We start from the raw sequence: 19,837 nt of genomic DNA, 5'->3' as shown, positions 1-19,837 counted from the left end.
TCGTTTATTTTGTACCACGAATTCAAATGTATGAAATTTAGTATTGGAGCATTTCTATTTTTAGGTTTATCGACAGGCGTTTACGCACAAATAGTGAACTTGCAATGGCAAGGAACAGAAACGGTAGATTACGGTTTTGAAAAACGTATATATCCTAAATTCTCAAATGAAGGCTATTCTGTAGAAAACGGCAACGTTTTTATTAATGTAAAAAATAAATCCATTGGCAGTAAAGTCAAAGTTGATAAGCTGCAATGGACGAAAGTAAATTCTTCGGATATTTTTGAAACCGACATCAACGCGATTGGTGATTACGAAATAAAAGGGGTATCCTATTTTCCTAATACAAAGGAAGATGGTGAAATCTATCAAGCGAAAATCGCAACGCTGAAACGTGAAAATAACCAACTTTATCGTTTAGAATCTTTTGAAATTGTTCCTGATGTACAGAATATTGCTCGAAAAAGCGGAATCGCTTCTAAAACTGGAACGACAAACAATCCTTTAAAAAGCGGAACTTTCTATAAAATTAAAGTTGATAAGTCTGGAGTTTTTAGAATCACCAAGAAATTTTTATCCGATAATGGAATTAATGTAAATTCTGTAAATCCACAAAACTTTAGAGTTTACGGAAATGGTGGCGTATTGCTTCCTGAATTTAATGGAGATTCACGTTACAATGCATTGCAAGAAGTAGCCATCCAAATGGTTGGTGAAGAAGACGGAACTTGGAATGATCAAGATTACGCCTTGTTTTATGCTCAAGGACCGACTGGATATAATCTGTTTGGACGCGTTGGATATGGAAATGCGCAACGTGATTATCGTAATGATCGCTCTTTACACGTTCAGAATATCTACGATGATTATTCGTATTATTTCATCAGTTTTGATCAAGGTCCAGGAAAACGAATTACAGAAGAAAATACGCCAATTACAGGAGAAAACTTTACTCGTTTTGACGAATATCAGTACATCAATCAAGACAAATTCAACCTTTTAAAATTAGGAAAAGTTTGGGTTGATGATAGTTTTTCAACAGAAAAAACGGTTAGTTTCAAAACAAGAACGCCAATTTTGGCAACCGATCCGGTTCGATATCGCTATTCTGTCGTATCATTTAATGGGAGTAATAATACATTGCAATCATCTATAAATGGACAAAATTCAATGACGATTACAACGCCTTCTAGTCAAGGAACCTATTATAAACAGAATCCTGAAAGTATAATAACCAATATTCCTGGAAATTCAATTGACTTGAAATTAGTTCCAAGTACGGCTGCTAATCCTAATGGAAGTTGGTATTTTGATTATGCCGAAGTTTTGTATAAACAAGATTTGAGTTTTAATGGAACTCAAATGAACTTTCGCGTTTTCGATATTTACGAAGGTTCTGGAGACAATTATGGTTTTACCATGAGCAATACTTCTGCAACAGATCAAATATGGGATGTTTCAGACATTACGAATGTTAAACGAAAGAAAAATGCGAGTTCAAATACAGGAATGTATTCTTTTGGATATAATGCCAATAGCCAGGATTTTAATAACGAGTTTGTAGCATTTAAAGCAGAAGAAGCTTTTAATCCTCAATTTGTAAGTCGAGTTGAAAATCAAGATTTAGCAAGTCTTCAAAACATCGATTATTTGGTGATTACACGTGCTGATATGCTTGGACAAGCACAACGTATTGCCGATTATCATAAAACAAAAAGTGGCTATAATACAGCAGTTGTTGATGTTGCGAAAATCTTTAACGAATATGCTTCGGGAAGTAAAGATTTAACGGGAATTAGAGATTTTATTTCCGATTTAAAAAACAACAAAGGAGGGCTAAAATATGTTTTGATTTTAGGTGATGCGAGTTACGATTTTAAAGATAAAACATCTGGAAATGACAATATTGTAAGCGCCTATCAAAGTGAATTTAGTAGTGATTATAGTAGTTCGTTTGTTACCGATGATTATATCGTTTTAACAAATCCTCAAACGGATACGAATATTTCCAATAACCTTCCAACAATTCCTATTGGTAGATTACCCGCATCCAATGTTGCGGAAGCCAAATTACTTGTTGATAAAACACTCGCTTATTACAACGCCTTACCAAATCAATCGTCTCCATTTGGAGAATGGCGTATGAAGATGGATTTCGTTGCCGATGATGATTTTGACGGTGGTGTGCCATTCCACAACTTGGTAGAAAAAAGTATTGCTGATAATTTTGAAGTTGGAACCGTTCGAAACGAATATAACATTCGAAAATTGTATTTAGATGCGTTCCCACAAGAAGTTTCGGCGGGTGGACAAAGATATCCGCAAGTCAATCAAGCGATTTCCAATGATGTTGGAAATTCCTTGTATTTATTCTATTTCGGACATGGTGGAATCAACGGTTGGGCTCAGGAACGTGTTTTGGCTGTTGATGAAGTCAAAAATTTCAATAATTATACGTCGGTTTACAGCCGTTTTCCATTAGTATCAACAATTACGTGTGAATTTACACTTTGGGACGAACCTAAAGTTTTGTCCACGGGAGAACAAGTTATCAAACATCCCACAGGTGGCGCAGCTACCATGATTACGTCAAGTAGAGCGATTGGAGTAAGTTTCGGACGTGGTTTTACCGGTGATTTCACGAATGCCCTTTTTGAGTTAAATTCCAACAACGATTTCAATACTTTGGGAGATGCTCATTTAAAAGCGAAATTAGCGTACGGAGCCAATTCCAATCATCTTAAAGTAAATTTCTTGGGCGATCCGGCCATGAAGTTAAGCCGACCACAACAAAAAATGACGATTGATCAGATAGATTCACCTGTTCCAGGGAAAATCCGAGCTTTAGATTTTGTGAAAATTTCGGGTAAGGTTCTAAACGCTGGAGGAACTATTGATGCGAACTATACGGGTCGTGTGATTGTGAATATTTTTGATAAAAAATTGACTAAGACAACCTTAAATAACGACAAATCAGGAGGAATGACTCCTCTTCTTACATATAAAGAAGAAAATGGACCAATTGTAAAAGCTTCAGGAAAAGTTGTTAATGGAAATTATGTGGTTGAATTTTACGTTCCCAAAGATATTAATTATGATTTAGGAGATGGTAGAATTTTGGTTTATGCCGATAATTTTGAAACGGCTAAAACCAATGCACAAGATGTTTTTTTCAATCAACCCTATCCTGTCGGGGAAATTAATCCGAACGGTCTGAATGATTCCACGCCTCCAACGGTAAAATTGTTTATGAATAATACCAATTTTGCAGATGGTGGAATTACCGATCAGAATCCAAATTTATTAGCGTGTATCACCGATGATACGGGAATTAATTCCACAGGTTCTGGTGTAGGTCACGATATTACTGTAATTTTGGACGGACAAGTTGTAAATACAACGGTTTTGAACGATTTTTTTGCTCCAGGCGAAGGAAATGGATGTGTTAATACCACCCTTGCGGATTATCAAAAAGGGAATGTAAGCTACCCTTTTAGAAATTTAACTCCAGGTCCACATCAATTAACATTTAAAGTTTGGGATATCAACAATAATTCAACAACTGCTACGTTAAACTTTGTAGTAAAAGATGAATCGGAAAACAAATTGGTTCTTAATCGATTGTTGAATTGGCCGAATCCTTTTACTGATAAAACATACATTCACTTCGAACATAATTGTGACGATATTTTGGACGTGAATGTACAGATATATACCATCACTGGGAAACTGGTGCGCACCTTGACCAATAGCGTAACGGCAGAACCTTTTAGAGAAGGTTTCCGAACGCCAAGACAAGCGATTGAATGGGACGGAAAAGATGATTTTGGAGCCACTGTTGCAAAAGGAACGTATATTTATAAAGTTCTTGCAAGAAGTCAAAATCAAGAAAAATGCAAAGGCAGCGCTAGCGGTGTAGAAAAACTGGTACTATTGAAGTAACACATTTAAAACAGATATGAAATTAAGAGCTAAACTATTTTTAGGACTAGGATTAGGACTAGGTGTAGCAACATCAGCACAAAACTTAAACGACATTCGTCCCGTTCTTACCGGGGCTCCCTTTTTGAGAATCTCGCCAGATGCAAGAGCTGGAGGTATGGGAGATCAAGGTGTGGTAACCTCTACCGATGCCTTTTCTCAGTTTTGGAATGCCGCAAAGTACCCGTTCAGCAAGACCACTTCAGGAATTGGTGTTAGCTATACTCCCTACATGAGTAAGCTTACAAACGATGTTTTCTTATTGTATGGTGCGTATCATCAGTACTTAGATCAAGATGAAAGATCGACAATCTCCGCAAGTATTTACTACTTTAATATGGGTGAGGTTGACCTTACTCGTATTTCTGGATCTGAAGTTGTAAGTGATGGTATTGCAAAGCCCAATGAATTCTCAATCGACGTCGCATACGGTTTGAAATTATCAGACACCTACTCTATGGCGGTTACAGGTCGTTTCTTGAGATCGGATTTATCAGGAGGATTTAACTCGGATAACACATTAAAAGCAGCAAACTCTTTTGCAGTAGACGTTTCAGGTTATTTCCAATCTGAAAAACATACGAGTTTTGGAGATTACGAAGGTCGTGTAAAAGCAGGTTGGGCAGTACAAAATATCGGTCCAAGATTAGATTATACAGGTGATGAAGAATCTCGTTCGTATCTTCCAACAACAGCTCGTTTAGGAGTTGGATACGATCTGTTTTTGGATGATATGAATAGAATTAGTGTTTCCGGAGAAGCATCTAAACTTTTAGTTCCTGGTCCAGAAATCGTAGGTCATGATGTAGATGATCAACCGATCTATGATGTACCGAATGTTGGTGTTATGGAAGGTATGGGGAAATCATTTAACAATAAGAAAAGTGTCATGCTTAGTGGTGCTGTAGAATATTCGTATGATGATGCTTTTGCGGTTCGTACAGGGTATTTCCATGAAAGTGCAGAACAAGGAGGAAGACAATATGCAACGGTTGGTGTTGGTTTCAAATACCAATCTTTTGGACTTGATCTTTCGTACTTAATTAATACATCAAAAATCAATTCAGCGTTGGATAACACGTTGCGTTTTGGTTTAACATGGAATATTGGTGGACCATCATCTAATGCAGATTATTAATTTCTTTAAGTAGATATTAAATACAAAAAACTCCGCTAGTTGCGGAGTTTTTTGTATCTAAGTTTCGAAAATTCTTAGTTAGCTGGTAATCTATTTTCTTTGTTTTCAACGGGATATTTCTCTGTAAAACATCCGAAACAATGATCACTACTACCTAAAATTGTTTTCAAATTATCAAGGCTTAAGAATTCTAAGGAATCAACTCCTAAATAATCTTTCAATTCATCTTTCGTCATATTGGCCGAAATTAAATCGTCTTTTGTTGGCGTGTCAATTCCTAAGAAACAAGGCGCAATAATTGGTGGCGAAACACTTCTGAAGTGAATTTCCTTCACTCCTGCATCTTTTAGAATTTTCACCAAACGTTTAGACGTTGTTCCACGTACGATAGAATCATCGATAATCACGACTTTTTTATCCTTGATTTCAGAGATAATTGGATTTAGTTTTAGATTTACAATACGTTCTCTCATTTCTTGAGTTGGAACGATGAAACTTCTACCAATATATCTATTCTTAATCAAAACTGGACTGAATGGAATTCCCGAAGCTTTGGAAAAACCAATTGCTGCCGGAACTCCAGAATCTGGAACACCAATCACAATATCGGCTTCAACGGGTGCTTGCTCCCAAATTTTCTCCCCAGATTTTTCACGAATTTTATAAACGTTTACATTTTCTAATTCGGTATCAGGACGAGCAAAATAAATGTATTCGAAAGAACAAATTCTATTCGTACAATCTTCTTTTACTTTATAGGATTTTAAACCTTTTTCGTTCTCGTTGGTGTAGATAATTTCACCAGGTTCAACATCACGAACATATTTCGCTCCAACTGCATCTAAAGCCGCAGTTTCCGATGTTACGACAAATGTTTTGTCATCCAATTCTCCTAAAACTAAAGGTCTAATTCCATTAAAATCACGGAAAGCGAAGAATTTATTACGAGTCATTCCAACAACGGAATACGCTCCTTCAATACGTTCCATGGTATATTTTATCGCTCCACGTAAACCAAGATCCAGGTTTTTCTGAATTAATCTCAAAATAACTTCCGTATCCGAAGTCGCTCTGAATGTTACGCCTTCAGCGATCAATTCGTTACGCAATTCAACAGCGTTTACAAGATTTCCGTTGTGCGCGATGGATAGGATGATTTGATCCCATTCATTTTTAGCAAAAAACGGTTGAAAATTATACTTTTTCTTATCTCCTGCGGTTGTGTAACGTGTATGCCCGATAACAGAATTCCCCATAAACATTTCGGGTTCACGAATGCTTTTAAAAACATCCAAAACCAAACCTTCATCTTTATAATTGTTGATTCTTCCCTCCTTCATGACGGAAATACCACACGCTTCTTGACCTCTGTGCTGCAATGCAAAAAGACCAAATTGGGAAAGCGAAAAAGTATCAATGTCTTCTTCAGAATACAATCCGAAAATCCCACACTCTTCATTGGGCGCATCCAAACATTCTTCCTCTTGGGTACGGAACATATTTCTACCGTAAGGTTGCGTTTGGAATTGTTGTAAATACTCTTCTTTTAAAATATCTGGTGTTTTCATTTTTCTTTTTCTTTCGACTGATGATCGAGTGAATTTTATTTTGCTAATTCGTCTTTCAATCGGTTGTAGATTTCAACATACGCTTCCGTAACTTCGCCAAGATCTCTTCTGAAACGGTCTTTGTCTAATTTCTTCAACGTATCTTTATCCCAAAGACGGCATGTATCTGGCGAAATTTCATCTGCCAAAACAATTTTACCATCCGAAGTTTTTCCTAATTCGATTTTAAAATCAACCAAAATGATGTTGATACGATCAAAAAGCTCTTTCAAAGCTTCGTTAATTTTGTCCGTAAGTTCATACATTTCGTCTAATTCTTCATAGGTTGCTGCACCTAAGAAAACAGCGTGGTGATCATTAATTAACGGATCTCCCAACTCATCTTTCTTGTAGCAAATATCAAAAATCGTCACTGGAGATTTAATACCTTCTTCAACGCCTAAACGTTGCGCCATACTTCCAGCCGAATAGTTACGAACAACCATTTCTAAAGGAATAATTGATACTTTTCTCACCAATTGTTCTCTTTCGTTAAGCATTTTGATAAAGTGTGTATCGATTCCTTTTTCCTTCAAATATTCAAAAATTAAAGTCGTAATGGCATTGTTCATCTCACCTTTTAATTGTACTTGTCCTTTCTTTTGCGCATTGAAGGCTGTTGCATCGTCTTTGAAGTATACGACAACTTCTTCTGGGTTATCTGTTAGGTAGATTTGTTTTGCTTTTCCTTCATAAAGCATCTCTCTCTTTTCACTCATAATTTTCCTTTTTAGATAGAAACTCCGGACAAGCGGGTTTCAATTTTTACTATTTATTATTAATTTATTTCACTAAAATCCCTGTAATAATGGCGATTCCAAAACTTAGAAGCGTCCCAATTAATACATATTCTGTTAATTTTCGTTGTTTGGCTTGAGCCAGATCACTGAATCGGAAAACCGATTTTGCTGCGATCATAAAACCAACACCTTCCCAATGATCAACCACGATAAAGGCAAAAACCAATAACCGTTCTAAAATCCCAATATACTTTCCTGCATTGGCCAAAGAATCGGTTTCCATATCCGTTTTGGGATGATTCATCGGAGTCCAATACGTAATTAAATTCTTGATGATTATAGAAGAAGGTATGGTTAAAAACAAAGCTCCTGTAATAATTGGGATGTATTCTTGTATCGAAAATGTATAAGAATATTCAAAATATTGATAGCCTAATCCAACGGCTAGAATAACCAACAAATGCGCTATTTGATCCCAAATAAACCAAGCTCTTTTGGTTTTTACATTTTGAAAGTTGAGTTTACACCAATCAATAATCGCATGAGTTATGGCAATTATAGCGGCAATCCACCAAAGTTTGAGATCCCAAAGACAAACCCAAGCAAGTACAAAATGCAGCAAAATATGCGCTGCAAAATAGGGACTTTTCCCCTTTCGAGCTTCTTTATCTTTTACCCATGATGTGGGCTGCAAGATAAAATCTCCTAAAAGGTGGGCCAATATGAGTTGGGTGATGATCATACTACAACTCTACTATTTTTTTGCGGAAATATTGGTCGGTTTCTTTGATGAGGTCCAGATTGGCTCTCTTTACACGTTGGCTTACCGAAGATTGCGTAATATTTAACTTCTTAGCCAAATCTTCCTGCGTAATATCAGGGCAAGTCATGTGTTCGTGGATAATTTCAGAAGTCGCTACAGTCCATGTATCAAAATCGGTAGAACACCATTTAAAAACCATGTTTAGGTCTCGATTGAGCTTTTCATCAGGTGTTTGTATGGCAAGATTTCTTCCTAAAGATTTCAAATCATTGAGCAAACGTCCTGAGTTTACATACGCTGTTCCGTTAGATTCGGTGATTTTTTCTGAAGCATATTGCTCCTCTCCGATTCCGATAGCGATGCGAACATCGAGGTTTTCATGCGTTTTTATCAACGATTTTATCGCTAAAAACTTCTGAAAAACTTCGTCAATTGTACATTTTATTTGAAACTCGTCGCCACGATAGATTTCCCAAGTTTTGGGTGCTTCTCCCCAAGTTGTTAGAAGCGTTTTGAGATCATTCAGCCAAAGAGAAGTTTCTGATTGCTGAGAGTTGATAATGTCACCGGTGATAACTGCGATCATGATGCTACAAAAATAAGCATTTTTACTAATAAATCAAAATTATAAGGATTTCGGCTAATATAAAAAATAGGCGTTTCTTTTTATAAGTTTAAAAGCTAATATTCTATCAATATAAGGTAAAGAGCTAATAAATAAAAAAACTTGATTTTAACGAAAAAATTCAGTGAAAAAGGATATCTAAAAAATATTTATATTTGAGAAAATTAAAAACTCAATGGACGTAGCACAAATCGACAACTTAAAAATGATAGCTGAAACGGCAAAAGAATTCGCCGAAAAAAATATCAGACCCAATATTATGGACTGGGACGAAAGCCAAACATTCCCTAAAGATTTGTTTCATCAATTAGGTGAAATGGGATTTATGGGAATTGTAATTCCTGAAGAATACGGCGGTTCTGGGCTGGGATATCATGAATATGTTGCCGTTTTAGACGAAATATCGCAAGTAGATCCTTCTATCGGTCTATCTGTAGCAGCACATAATTCATTATGCACCAACCATATTTACGAATTCGGAACCGAAGAGCAACGTCACAAATGGCTTCCTCAATTGGCTTCTGGAAAAGTAATTGGAGCTTGGGGACTTACAGAACACAACACAGGTTCTGATTCGGGTGGAATGTCAACAACTGCTGTAAAAGATGGTGACGATTGGATTATCAACGGAGCGAAAAACTTCATCACGCATGCAATTTCAGGAGATATTGCGGTGGTAATGACAAGAACTGGTGAAAAAGGAGCTAAAAATAACTCAACCGCTTTTGTATTAGAAAAAGGAATGGCTGGTTTCACGTCTGGAAAGAAAGAAAACAAGCTAGGAATGAGAGCTTCTGAAACAGCAGAATTAATTTTTGATAATGTTCGCGTTCCTGATTCTCATCGTTTAGGTGAAGTTGGTGAAGGTTTCAAACAAGCGATGAAAATTCTTGACGGTGGTAGAATTTCTATCGCAGCGTTAAGTTTAGGAATCGCTCGTGGTGCTTACAAAGCAGCTTTGAAATATGCTAAAGAAAGAAATCAATTTGGTCAACCGATTGCAAATTTCCAAGCGGTAAACTTCATGCTTGCAGATATGGCAACGGAAATTGATGCAGCTGAATTGCTTATTCAACGTGCTTCTACATTGAAAAACGCTAAGCAAAAAATGACTCGTGAAGGTGCCATGGCAAAATTGTACGCGTCAGAAGCATGCGTTCGTATTGCGAATAATGCTTTACAAATTTTCGGTGGTTACGGTTATACCAAAGATTTCCCAGCAGAAAAATACTATCGAGATTCCAAGCTATGTACTATTGGAGAAGGAACTTCAGAAATCCAAAGATTGGTTATCGGAAGAGACATCACCAAATCATAAAATAGAAAATAGATCGCTAAGGCGGTCTATTTTTTTTGACTCATCAAGATTGATATTTTTTTATCTTTGTTCAAAATATTATAAAAGCGTGGAGAAAATAGATAGTCTGAATCAAGTAGCCGAATTTCACAAAACATTTAATGCACCTATCCTACCTACCCCAACGATTCCATCTTCTGATAGAGCCGAGCTTAGGGTAAAACTTTTACAAGAAGAATTAGACGAGCTTAAGGAAGCAATTGCCAATAACGATTTGGTAGAAGTTGCTGATGCACTTTGCGATTTGCAATACGTACTTTCAGGCGCGGTTTTGGAATTTGGATTGGGCGATAAATTTGTGGAACTTTTTAATGAAGTTCAACGTTCCAATATGTCAAAAGCTTGTGCAACACAAGAAGAAGCAGATGCAACCATTCAGCATTATAAAGAAAAAGGGCAAGATGCCTATTCAGAAGTTTCAGGAGACAAAATCAATGTTCACCGAATTGAGGATAATAAAGTATTAAAAAGTGTAAAATACTCTCCAGCTGATTTAAAAACAATTTTAGATAAATAATTTAACACACTAATGAAAAAGAATATTTTCAAATTTGCATTTGCATTAAGCATTATCGCAGGTTTACAATCTTGCCAAGCGCAAAAAGTAGTTGTCAACAGACAAGTAGAAACGCCTAATGAAGGGATTATGTTGTTGGGAACTCAAACAGCAGATCAATTTAAAAAAGAACCTTTCACATCTTGGTATCAGCCTCAATACGACAATTATCAAATCGATCAGGAAGCTTTAGCTGGATTAAAAAAAGAAAAATTTAATTCCTATCAACTTGTAGTTTTTCTTGGAACTTGGTGCGGCGATAGCCACCGAGATTTTCCACGTTTTATGAAGATTCTAGACGCTACGAAGTTTCCACAATCAAAGTTGACAATCATCGCGGTAAACCGTAAAAAAGAATCTCCAAATGGTGAAGAAGGTATTTACAACATTTCTCGAGTGCCAACGATTATCGTAAAAAAATATGGAAAAGAGATTGGCCGAATTGTTGAACATACTCAATCTGGATTTATCGAAAAAGATTTATTACAAATCTTACAAAAAGATAATGCCGAAGGTTTATTAAAAAAATAAAACATTTTGAAAAGAACAGGAATAGGAATACTCATTGGTTTTTTAGCAGCCATACTACTCTCTTTTTTAATCTATAAAATCCTACAAAAAACGAGTGGGACGATGACGAATGATTATTATGTAATCACGAATCAGATTAAAAGGATGAACAAAATGGTGGTGATGGAGCAAGAAAGTTCGTCAATGCATAAAACCAAAGTAACGAGTGATTTGTTGGGCGGTTTGGTGCCGGTTTCTACAACCAAAACCCTAATTATGTACACGAAAACCAATGCACAGGTTTCGTACGATCTCAATAAAATGGAAATGGAAGTAGATTCTATCAATAAAAAGTTGATTATTAAGCAACTTCCAGAACCAGAAATTAAGATTATTCCTAGCGTTGAAATCCAATCTATGGACGATTCTATTATTGATCGTTTTGATGAGTCGGATATTAAACGTATCCAAAAAAATGCAAAAGACAAAGCTTTTAAAGAAGTTAACCAACAATTGTTAATCGCTGAAGGGCGAAAGCAATTGAAGGAAAATCTCAATCAGATTTTTGTCTTAGCGAAAGCTTTAAACTATAAAATTGAAGATAAAACGGGCTTAATAGACGTGACTCAATTATAAACAAAAAGGCGGATATTTTTTCCGTCTTTTTTCTTTTTAAGGAACTTCATTTCCTTGGATCGCTTCCAAAATTAAGAACCAATCTTTTCGGTCTAAGTCCAATTCTAACGCTTTTTTTGCATCTAAAATATTGCCTAATTTCGTGCTTCCTATAATCGGGACAATTTTCGCAGGATGCTTTAATAGAAAGGCTAAAATGAGTTGACTTTCACTTGCTTGATACTTTTCTTGCAAGTCGGAAAAAACACGTTTAATTCGTTTATTTTGCTCCGTTTCCGGTTCCGTAAAATACGTTCCCATCACAGACCAAGCCGTTGGAGTCATCTTTCGAATCATCATTTGATCCAACGTTCCATCATAAAACGATTGAATTTGATTTACCGAAATTTCAATTTGATTGGTCAACAAATATGGAAAATAAGTTGAAACCAAATCCACTTGCGATTTTGAAAAATTGCTTACCCCAAAATTTTTCACTTTTCCTTGGTCTTTTAATTTGGTAAAAGCGGTAGCAATAATTTCGGGATCTAACAAAGGCGATGGACGATGCATTAGAAACAAATCCAAATACTCCGTACGTAGATTTTGTAAGGATTTTTCAACACTTTTAAGAATATAATCTTCTGAATAATTGTAAGCTTTCAACGTAAAAGGAGCTTCTCCACCAGGAAGTTCAATACCGCATTTGGAAATCAATTGAAAATCGCTTCGATCCAATTCCATTTCTTTCAACGCATCACCAAACTGTTTTTCTGTGGTATAATTTCCGTAAATATCGGCATGATCAAAGGTATATAAACCATTTTCTAAACAGCCATTAATCAGGCTTTTCAATTCAGTTGTAGTATAGTTCGCGCCCCAAGTTCCCCAACGCATACAACCAATTATCAAAGGTGAAAATTTCATTCTTTTCTAAAATTTAGAAATCAAAATTACAGATATTTTTAGCAAAATATGGACTTAGAATTACAATCTTCTAAAAATAAATTGATAACGTCTATCTTTCTAATTAGGCTTTATCACGAAAGAATCCTCTATCTTTGTATAAATTTTCGAACATGAATTACAATACACGTAAATGGATAAAACCGGAAGATCTGAACCCAAATCATTCTTTATTTGGAGGAAGGCTTTTGCAATGGATTGATGAAGAAGCAGCATTATATGCGATAATTCAGTTAGAAAATCCGCGTTGCGTAACGAAATATATGTCAGAAATTAACTTCGTTAGTTCTGCAAAACAAGGTGATATTATTGAAATCGGGATTGAACCAACAGGTTATGGACATACTTCCCTAACCTTGCGATGTGAAGTTCGTAACAAAATGACGCGTCAACCCATCATTACCATTGATAAAATTGTTTTCGTGGCTCTTGATGAAAATGGTAACCCAACTCGTCACGGAAAAACGGAAATTGAATACGTCGACGATCGTCTAAAAAATGACTAATCCATGATTTTAAGCATCAAAAATATGGTTTGTAATCGTTGTATTCTTTCAGTACAGCAGATTTTTGATGCGCATAAAATTTCCCTAAAAAACATTGATCTTGGTGAGGTTCAACTAGAAAAATCTCTTACTAACGAGCAATTGGAGCTTATTACAGAAAAGCTTCAAGAAGTTGGATTCGAAATTCTGGAAGAACCGACAAAAATTAGAATCGAGAACATCAAAAAGCTGTTGATTTCTAAAATCGCACAACTTGATATTGAAGGTCATTTTGTTTTATCCGAATTTATTTCAGAAAACGAAAACAAAGACTACAGCTCAATTTCCAAACTGTTCTCTCAAATTGAAAATCTCACTTTAGAACAATTTTTTATTCTACAAAAGATTGAGAAAGTGAAAGAACTGTTGGTTTACAATCAATTCACTTTAACGGAAATCTCTCATATGTTAGGCTATCATAGCATTCAACATTTATCTAATCAATTCAAAAAAGTAACTGGTTTTTCGCCAACTCAGTTTCAAAAATTAAAAGTTAAAAACCGAAAACCGTTAGATCAAATTTAGTTTTCTAGATTTTGCAAATCTTTTCCATAGTTGTATAAGTTGCTTCCCTTACAAAGTCCGAACTTTGTTAAATCAATTTCATACTATGGAAAAAACACTTCAAATTCAAGGAATGAGTTGTTCGGGATGTCAAAAGAAAATCACCGAAGCCCTCAACTCCCTACCCAATATACATGCCCATGTTTCATTAGAAAAAAATGAAGCAACCATCCACTCGGAGTATCCTATCGATGTCGAATTTTTGAATCAAGAGATTAAAAAAATAGGAAACTATCAATTGGTAGATCCTAGTGTTGCGGCTCCCAACACATTTGTGAAGCCACAAGATCGCGTTTCGCCAAGTTCAGTATATTATTGCCCAATGGAATGTGAAGGCGAAAAGGTCTATTTTAAACAAAGTGAGCGTTGTCCGGTTTGTAAAATGTATTTGGTTCCTATTGAAGAAAAGAAAGGAAGCAAGCAAACGGCAACATTTTCAAAAACCAATCTCCCTGAAAGTTTCAAAACCAAAATTGGCGAACATTATTGTCCAATGTTTTGTGAAGGTGATAAAACCTACAAAGAACATGGAGATTGCCCGATATGTCACATGCATTTAGAACCAATTAGCGAGGATTTAGTAAAAAACGGATATTCGCACGGACACTCACATACACATCATCATGAACATGAACAAAATCACGTGTCTGATGCACTAGTTCAAAACGAATCCAATGCTGGGAAATACTATTGTCCGATGTTTTGTGAGGGCGATAAAGTCTATGATTCTAATGTTGGTTGTCCAGTTTGTGGAATGGATTTAGTGAAAATTCCGGAGAAGCAAAAAACGACGTACACGTGTCCAATGCACTCGGAAATTGTGCAAGATCATCCTGGTGATTGTCCTATTTGCGGGATGGATTTGGTTCCGATGGCTTCCAAAAATAACTCAGCGGAAGATGAAACCTATAAAAATCTACGAAACAAATTTTTAATTGCTCTCGTATTTACGGTTCCTTTGTTCATTATTTCAATGGGTGGCATGTGGATTGATTGGCCGTTTTCCCACCAAGTACAAGGATATATCGAACTCGTTTTGACACTTCCAGTATTGTTTTATGCAGGTTGGTTTATCATGGTTCGTGGCTGGCGATCATTTAAAAATTGGAAACTCAACATGTTCTCCCTAATTGCTTTAGGAGTTGGAGCGGCATTTTTGTTCAGTATTTTCGCATTAGTATTTCCAAACGCTTTACCACACGAATTACAACATGGAGGCAAAGCACCACTCTATTTTGAGTCTGTTGCTGTGATTTTAACTTTGGTTATTATGGGTCAAATGTTAGAAGCGAAAGCACATCAGAGAACAGGAAAAGCCATTGAAGAATTAATGAATCTAGCGCCAGAAAAGGCTAATTTAGTTATTGATGGTAAGGAAAAGGTGGTTGCGGTTTCTGAAATTAAAAAAGGAGCTATTTTACGTATTAAATCGGGTGAAAAAATTCCGGTGGATGGAAAAGTTCTTGAAGGAACTTCAAGTGTTGATGAAAGTATGATTTCTGGTGAGCCTATGCCTGTTCACAAAGAAAAAGGCGACCCTTTGACTTCAGGAACATTGAATCAGAACGGTTCTATGTTGATGGAAGCTGAAAAAGTGGGTGATGAAACGGTTTTAGCGCATATTATTAAAATGGTTCATGAAGCAAGTCGCTCGAAAGCGCCAATTCAAAAGTTGGTCGATAAAGTTTCGAGTGTCTTTGTACCTGTCGTAATTGCAATCTCTGTTCTAACCTTTGTTTTATGGTTTATTTTCGGAGGCGAAAACCGAATTGCTTATGCAATTACAAACGCCATTGCCGTGTTAATAGTAGCTTGTCCATGTGCTTTAGGATTAGCAACACCAATGAGTTTAATGGTCGGAATTGGAAAAGGAGCGAAAAATGGAATTTTGATTAAAAATGCGGAAGCTCTCGAAGAAATGAACAAAGTTGATACGTTGATTACCGATAAAACAGGAACATTAACGGAAGGAAAACCAAGTGTAAAAGCAGTTTACGCTTGCGGAAATTCCAACCAAAATGAAGTTCTACAAATTGCAGCGTCATTGAATGCGCATTCGGATCACCCGTTATCAAAAGCGGTTATGAAGAAAGTTGAAGAAAATCATAGCGAAAGCCTTGCTGTTGATCAATTTGAAAACATTACAGGAAATGGAGTAAGTGGATTCATTAACAATATCAAATATTTCCTTGGAAACGATCGTTTGATGAAGGCTCAAAACCTTGCTTTTTCTTCTCAAATCGAAGCTGAATTAGCTAAACCTGAATTTGTTGGTAAAACCATTTCATTCTTAGCCAATGAAAAAGAGATTATTGGAATTATCAGTTTTGAAGATCAACTAAAAGCCACTTCAAAACAAGCCATCGATTTCTTACATAAAAAAGGCGTAAAAGTAATCATGATGACGGGAGATAATGAAGTTTCAGCAAAAACCGTTGCTCAAACCTTAAACATTGATGAATACAAAGCCTCTTGTCTTCCAGAAGATAAAATGAATGCCATTAAAAATCTTCAAAATGAAGGAAAAGTGGTTGCCATGACGGGAGACGGAATAAATGACGCCCCTGCTTTGGCGCAATCTAATGTAGGCATTGCGATGGGAACAGGAAGTGATGCCGCAATTGAAAGCTCTGAAATCACCTTGATTAAAGGCGATATTTTAGGAATCGCAAAAGCGAAAATTCTTAGTGAGAAATTGTTGCGAAATATTAAAGAAAACCTATTCTTTGCGTTCATTTACAACGTAGTTGGAATTCCAATTGCAGCGGGAGTCTTATACAGTACATTTGGAATTTTATTAAGTCCGATGATTGCTGCAGCAGCAATGAGTTTGAGTTCGGTTTCCGTAATATTAAATTCACTTCGATTAAATTCGGCTAAATTGGATTTAGATGCTTAATTTTATGGCATAATCAGATTTTAAATGAAGAAATTAGTTGTGTTAAGCGGTGCCGGAATCTCGGCAGAAAGTGGAATTAGCACCTTTCGAGATAGCAACGGTTTATGGGAAAACCACAGAATCGAAGATGTAGCGAGTCCCGAAGGTTTCCAAAGAAATCCGCAATTGGTTTTGGATTTTTATAATGCGCGACGTAGACAGTTGAATGAAGTTCAACCCAATTTGGCGCATCAAATCATTTCCGAACTTGAAAAAGACTTTCAAGTTACGGTTATTACTCAAAATGTGGATGATTTGCATGAAAGAGCTGGTTCTACGAATGTCATTCATCTACATGGCGAATTAAGAAAAGTTCGACCTCACAATCAAGATGAACCGGTACTTCCTTGGACTGAAGATTTGAATTTGGGTGATGCTGATGAAAATGGAAATCAACTTCGTCCACATATTGTTTGGTTTGGCGAAATGGTTCCTAAAATGGATGAAGCAATAGAACAAGTTTCTGACGCCGATATTTTATTGGTTATCGGAACCTCGTTACAAGTTTATCCTGCGGCTGGACTTTTAAATTACACTCCTGATTCGTGCGAGTTGTTTGTGATTGACCCACATTTAGAAAACACCTATACCGACGATTCTCGCTTTTTTAAGTTGAGTGCAACCGAAGGAATGAAAAAACTTAAAGAATTAATTTCAAAATAAACTAAGTGATATTAAATCCTATAAAAACACAAATCATTCAGTTTTGGCTGAATGATTTGTCTGGTTTTCAGGTTTTAGTTTTATAAATTCATCATTTGTGTTGAACTTGTTTTAAGAGTTCGTTTACATTTTCAATACAAATTTGATCTTTTTGCCTTCACCAAAAAAGAGGAAAAACACCCTTTTTAGCACATGTTGTGCTTCACGGCAAAAAGGACTAATCCTACTCTACTTTTTACGTCCAGTTTTACAAAAACAGAATCACGATACCCATCAATGGTTTTTGGACTTAAATTCATGCGATCTGCGATTTCTTTATACGTTAATTCTGAACATGCAAAACGAATAAATTCGAGTTCACGATCTTTTAATTCCGCAATTAACTTATCCGAAGAAATCTCTTCAGTTCTAAGTTTTAATAAGGTTTGTGTAACAATATCGGTATAAAAAATCCCTTTACTATGCACCATTTCAATGGCTTCAAAAAGGATTTCTGGCGACATATCTTTTAACAAATATCCTTTAGCTCCAGCCTTTAACATCTTAATAATGGTCGTTTCTTGATCTTCCATAGTCAATGCAATTACCTTAATATCAGGATGCGTTTTGGAAAGTGCAGCGGTGGCTTCAATGCCATTCTTAAAAGGCATGTTGATATCCATTAGAACGATTTCTGGTTTAACTTCCGCCTTTTCAATCTCTTCTAAAAGATTTTCTCCATTATTTGCATTAATTAACACCTCTAATTTTTCATTAGACGAAATCATATTTTCAATGGCTTTCGACACCAACTTATGATCGTCGGCTATGGCTATTTTAATTGTTTCCATGTGATTCTTCCGTACGTTTTGGATAAATAATTACATTTTCAGTTCCCGAACCTTCGGCAGAACTTGTGGTTATCTGCGCATTAATTAAATGCATACGATTCTGAATATTGTTTAATCCCGATCCATTCTTCTTTGACTCCATATCATAACCTTTACCATAATCTTTGATAAAAACTTCGAGTTTTGATGGCAAATCCTTGATGTATAAATCTATTCTTCGCGCTCGAGAATGTTTCAAAGAATTGTTCAAAAGCTCCTGAATTACACGAAAAAGAATTAAAGAATGTTTAGGATCCAAGCTGATTTCTTCATGTGGATGTTGAAATTCAATTTTCACATGATCGAGTTTATTGATGCGGTTTACTTCCAATTGAAGTGACTCAACTAAGCCAAAACTTTCAACATTTTCCGAAATAAAAATTTTCGATAGATTCCGAATATCCTGAATACATTCCCCAATAATCTCATTAATCTCGGTTAAATCTTGATGAAGATTGGGTTCAGACTTACTCATTAACTGACTATTCAGCATTTTGGCTACCGATAATTTTTGGCCTAAATCATCATGCAATTCACGACCAATATTCGATAAGGTTTGCTCTTGAACTTCCCTTGCCGTGCTTAAAATCTCTTTATCAAATTTACTTTTCTGAGCAACTTTTGATAAAAGTAATTGCGACTTCTTTTTAATGAAAAAAAGATACACCAAGACAAACATTAACACGACCATAAAAAAGATTATGGTAGAGTAAATGATTAAGATTTCGACGTTTCCAAAAGCCATCAAGCATCTATTTTTTTTGTCACAAAGAGACCTATAATCATTGTTGAATAACCAATTATATTGATTGACAACAAAATTCCTCTAAAAATTCCTATATCCATAGCATCCTGCGCGACACTACTTATGAGTAATAAAGGTAACAAACAGATATAAATAATAAACAATCCAACCGTAATCCAAAAAGGATAATAGGTTGTAATACTCAGAATTTTTTCCGTTTGAAATGTTTCATAGAGAAAAATTCCGAAGGTTGCCAACAGTAATATACACTCAATAAAATAAGTAAAGTTGGGAAAAACCTTAAAAAAATTGGGCACAAAAAGGATTGATAAAAAATAATTCAGTGCGAATAATACCAATACAATGCCTTGTAGTTTTTTAGCCAGAGGAGTCTCAAATAATTGATAGTAATAATAAAATAGAAAGAAAAAGGCGAGTAAAAAAATACCTATTTTAAAAACGAGTATCGTGTCTTTATGTAAAATAATTCCAATATAACTTGAAATTGTTTCGGTTATGACGATAAATACTAGGGAAATAATAAAAAATATAATTTCCTTACCTAATTTTTTTCTAAAATGTATGACGCCAATTAATAAGAGAATCTCCATTAAATTGACCAATAACCCCCATTGTATTGACATTATTTCATTTA

18 protein-coding genes are annotated in these 19,837 nt (G+C 35.6%); 10 read left to right on the top strand and 8 right to left on the bottom strand.

The features are described 5' to 3' along the window. Positions 1-30 precede the first annotated feature (30 nt). Together porU and porV are read left to right on the top strand one after the other, a co-directional pair. Positions 31-3,942: a type IX secretion system sortase PorU gene (gene porU, locus AC5XHR_RS00910; protein ID WP_495948889.1), complete on the top strand. Its 3,912-nt coding sequence runs from the start codon at positions 31-33 to the stop codon at positions 3,940-3,942. A 16-nt stretch (positions 3,943-3,958) separates the two neighbouring features. Beyond that, a complete protein-coding gene (gene porV / locus AC5XHR_RS00905) occupies positions 3,959-5,119 on the top strand; it encodes a type IX secretion system outer membrane channel protein PorV (RefSeq protein ID WP_495948888.1) in 1,161 nt (386 codons plus the stop codon). Positions 5,120-5,193: 74 nt separating this feature from the next. Here porV and purF read toward each other — a convergent pair whose 3' ends face one another. The 4 genes from purF to AC5XHR_RS00885 form a co-directional block, all read right to left on the bottom strand. Next, positions 5,194-6,687: an amidophosphoribosyltransferase gene (gene purF, locus AC5XHR_RS00900; protein ID WP_495948887.1), complete on the bottom strand. Its 1,494-nt coding sequence runs from the start codon at positions 6,685-6,687 to the stop codon at positions 5,194-5,196. A 35-nt stretch (positions 6,688-6,722) separates the two neighbouring features. Further along, complete coding sequence (gene purC / locus AC5XHR_RS00895; RefSeq protein WP_495948886.1) at positions 6,723-7,445, bottom strand: phosphoribosylaminoimidazolesuccinocarboxamide synthase; 723 nt, start codon at positions 7,443-7,445, stop codon at positions 6,723-6,725. A gap of 64 nt (positions 7,446-7,509) precedes the next feature. Then, the gene (locus tag AC5XHR_RS00890; protein ID WP_495948885.1) at positions 7,510-8,208 is read right to left on the bottom strand and encodes a DUF3307 domain-containing protein; all 699 of its coding nucleotides are present in this window, start codon (positions 8,206-8,208) and stop codon (positions 7,510-7,512) included. A 1-nt stretch (position 8,209) separates the two neighbouring features. Further along, the gene (locus AC5XHR_RS00885; RefSeq protein ID WP_495948884.1) at positions 8,210-8,815 is read right to left on the bottom strand and encodes a SatD family protein; all 606 of its coding nucleotides are present in this window, start codon (positions 8,813-8,815) and stop codon (positions 8,210-8,212) included. A 214-nt stretch (positions 8,816-9,029) separates the two neighbouring features. Here AC5XHR_RS00885 and AC5XHR_RS00880 point away from each other — a divergent pair, with 214 nt between their 5' ends. From AC5XHR_RS00880 to AC5XHR_RS00865, 4 genes are all read left to right on the top strand, one after another. Beyond that, a complete protein-coding gene (locus tag AC5XHR_RS00880) occupies positions 9,030-10,172 on the top strand; it encodes an acyl-CoA dehydrogenase family protein (protein ID WP_495948883.1) in 1,143 nt (380 codons plus the stop codon). A gap of 88 nt (positions 10,173-10,260) precedes the next feature. Continuing rightward, positions 10,261-10,728: a pyrophosphohydrolase domain-containing protein gene (locus tag AC5XHR_RS00875; protein ID WP_495948882.1), complete on the top strand. Its 468-nt coding sequence runs from the start codon at positions 10,261-10,263 to the stop codon at positions 10,726-10,728. Between the two features lie 12 nt (positions 10,729-10,740). After that, positions 10,741-11,298, top strand: a complete 558-nt coding sequence (locus AC5XHR_RS00870; RefSeq protein ID WP_495948881.1) for a TlpA family protein disulfide reductase — start codon at positions 10,741-10,743, stop codon at positions 11,296-11,298. A 6-nt stretch (positions 11,299-11,304) separates the two neighbouring features. Next, a complete protein-coding gene (locus tag AC5XHR_RS00865; protein ID WP_495948880.1) occupies positions 11,305-11,913 on the top strand; it encodes a DUF4230 domain-containing protein in 609 nt (202 codons plus the stop codon). Between the two features lie 36 nt (positions 11,914-11,949). Here the strand turns inward: AC5XHR_RS00865 and AC5XHR_RS00860 are convergent, their stop codons facing one another. After that, complete coding sequence (locus AC5XHR_RS00860; RefSeq protein WP_495948879.1) at positions 11,950-12,819, bottom strand: aldo/keto reductase; 870 nt, start codon at positions 12,817-12,819, stop codon at positions 11,950-11,952. Between the two features lie 152 nt (positions 12,820-12,971). Between AC5XHR_RS00860 and AC5XHR_RS00855 the strand changes: the two genes are divergently transcribed. From AC5XHR_RS00855 to AC5XHR_RS00840, 4 genes are all read left to right on the top strand, one after another. After that, a complete protein-coding gene (locus AC5XHR_RS00855) occupies positions 12,972-13,364 on the top strand; it encodes an acyl-CoA thioesterase (protein WP_495948878.1) in 393 nt (130 codons plus the stop codon). Positions 13,365-13,367: 3 nt separating this feature from the next. Next, a complete protein-coding gene (locus tag AC5XHR_RS00850; RefSeq protein ID WP_495948877.1) occupies positions 13,368-13,928 on the top strand; it encodes a helix-turn-helix domain-containing protein in 561 nt (186 codons plus the stop codon). Between the two features lie 85 nt (positions 13,929-14,013). After that, positions 14,014-16,866, top strand: a complete 2,853-nt coding sequence (locus tag AC5XHR_RS00845; RefSeq protein WP_495948876.1) for a heavy metal translocating P-type ATPase — start codon at positions 14,014-14,016, stop codon at positions 16,864-16,866. 24 nt (positions 16,867-16,890) lie between these two features. After that, the gene (locus tag AC5XHR_RS00840) at positions 16,891-17,568 is read left to right on the top strand and encodes an SIR2 family NAD-dependent protein deacylase (RefSeq protein ID WP_495948875.1); all 678 of its coding nucleotides are present in this window, start codon (positions 16,891-16,893) and stop codon (positions 17,566-17,568) included. Between the two features lie 185 nt (positions 17,569-17,753). Here the strand turns inward: AC5XHR_RS00840 and AC5XHR_RS00835 are convergent, their stop codons facing one another. Genes AC5XHR_RS00835 through AC5XHR_RS00825 form a run of 3 tightly spaced genes read right to left on the bottom strand, consistent with a single transcriptional unit; the run spans position 17,754 to position 19,826 of the window. Beyond that, on the bottom strand, positions 17,754-18,398 hold the full coding sequence (locus tag AC5XHR_RS00835) for a response regulator (protein WP_495948874.1): 645 nt from the start codon (positions 18,396-18,398) through the stop codon (positions 17,754-17,756). Beyond that, positions 18,385-19,182 carry a sensor histidine kinase gene (locus tag AC5XHR_RS00830; RefSeq protein ID WP_495948873.1) on the bottom strand — a complete coding sequence of 266 codons (798 nt, stop codon included), beginning with the start codon at positions 19,180-19,182 and terminating at the stop codon, positions 18,385-18,387. Before AC5XHR_RS00830 ends, AC5XHR_RS00835 begins: the two co-directional genes overlap by 14 nt. Further along, positions 19,182-19,826, bottom strand: a complete 645-nt coding sequence (locus tag AC5XHR_RS00825) for a hypothetical protein (protein ID WP_495948872.1) — start codon at positions 19,824-19,826, stop codon at positions 19,182-19,184. The genes AC5XHR_RS00830 and AC5XHR_RS00825 overlap by 1 nt, the downstream gene beginning before the upstream one ends. Between the last annotated feature and the right edge of the window lie 11 nt (positions 19,827-19,837).

This window comes from Kaistella sp. CFF1-2, from assembly GCF_059509915.1.
The sequence above is the reverse complement of the archived record's forward strand: the minus strand, read 5'-3'. Positions and strand labels throughout refer to the sequence as shown.

Bases quoted from the DNA above. Each gene is read 5' to 3' on its own strand.
- porU (WP_495948889.1), top strand. From the start codon at position 31: ATGAAATTTAGTATTGGAGCATTTCTATTTTTAGGTTTATCGACAGGC.
- porV (WP_495948888.1), top strand. From the start codon at position 3,959: ATGAAATTAAGAGCTAAACTATTTTTAGGACTAGGATTAGGACTAGGT.
- purF (WP_495948887.1), bottom strand. From the start codon at position 6,687: ATGAAAACACCAGATATTTTAAAAGAAGAGTATTTACAACAATTCCAA.
- purC (WP_495948886.1), bottom strand. From the start codon at position 7,445: ATGAGTGAAAAGAGAGAGATGCTTTATGAAGGAAAAGCAAAACAAATC.
- AC5XHR_RS00890 (WP_495948885.1), bottom strand. From the start codon at position 8,208: ATGATCATCACCCAACTCATATTGGCCCACCTTTTAGGAGATTTTATC.
- AC5XHR_RS00885 (WP_495948884.1), bottom strand. From the start codon at position 8,815: ATGATCGCAGTTATCACCGGTGACATTATCAACTCTCAGCAATCAGAA.
- AC5XHR_RS00880 (WP_495948883.1), top strand. From the start codon at position 9,030: ATGGACGTAGCACAAATCGACAACTTAAAAATGATAGCTGAAACGGCA.
- AC5XHR_RS00870 (WP_495948881.1), top strand. From the start codon at position 10,741: ATGAAAAAGAATATTTTCAAATTTGCATTTGCATTAAGCATTATCGCA.
- AC5XHR_RS00860 (WP_495948879.1), bottom strand. From the start codon at position 12,819: ATGAAATTTTCACCTTTGATAATTGGTTGTATGCGTTGGGGAACTTGG.
- AC5XHR_RS00855 (WP_495948878.1), top strand. From the start codon at position 12,972: ATGAATTACAATACACGTAAATGGATAAAACCGGAAGATCTGAACCCA.
- AC5XHR_RS00850 (WP_495948877.1), top strand. From the start codon at position 13,368: ATGATTTTAAGCATCAAAAATATGGTTTGTAATCGTTGTATTCTTTCA.
- AC5XHR_RS00845 (WP_495948876.1), top strand. From the start codon at position 14,014: ATGGAAAAAACACTTCAAATTCAAGGAATGAGTTGTTCGGGATGTCAA.
- AC5XHR_RS00840 (WP_495948875.1), top strand. From the start codon at position 16,891: ATGAAGAAATTAGTTGTGTTAAGCGGTGCCGGAATCTCGGCAGAAAGT.
- AC5XHR_RS00835 (WP_495948874.1), bottom strand. From the start codon at position 18,398: ATGGAAACAATTAAAATAGCCATAGCCGACGATCATAAGTTGGTGTCG.
- AC5XHR_RS00830 (WP_495948873.1), bottom strand. From the start codon at position 19,182: ATGGCTTTTGGAAACGTCGAAATCTTAATCATTTACTCTACCATAATC.
- AC5XHR_RS00825 (WP_495948872.1), bottom strand. From the start codon at position 19,826: ATGTCAATACAATGGGGGTTATTGGTCAATTTAATGGAGATTCTCTTA.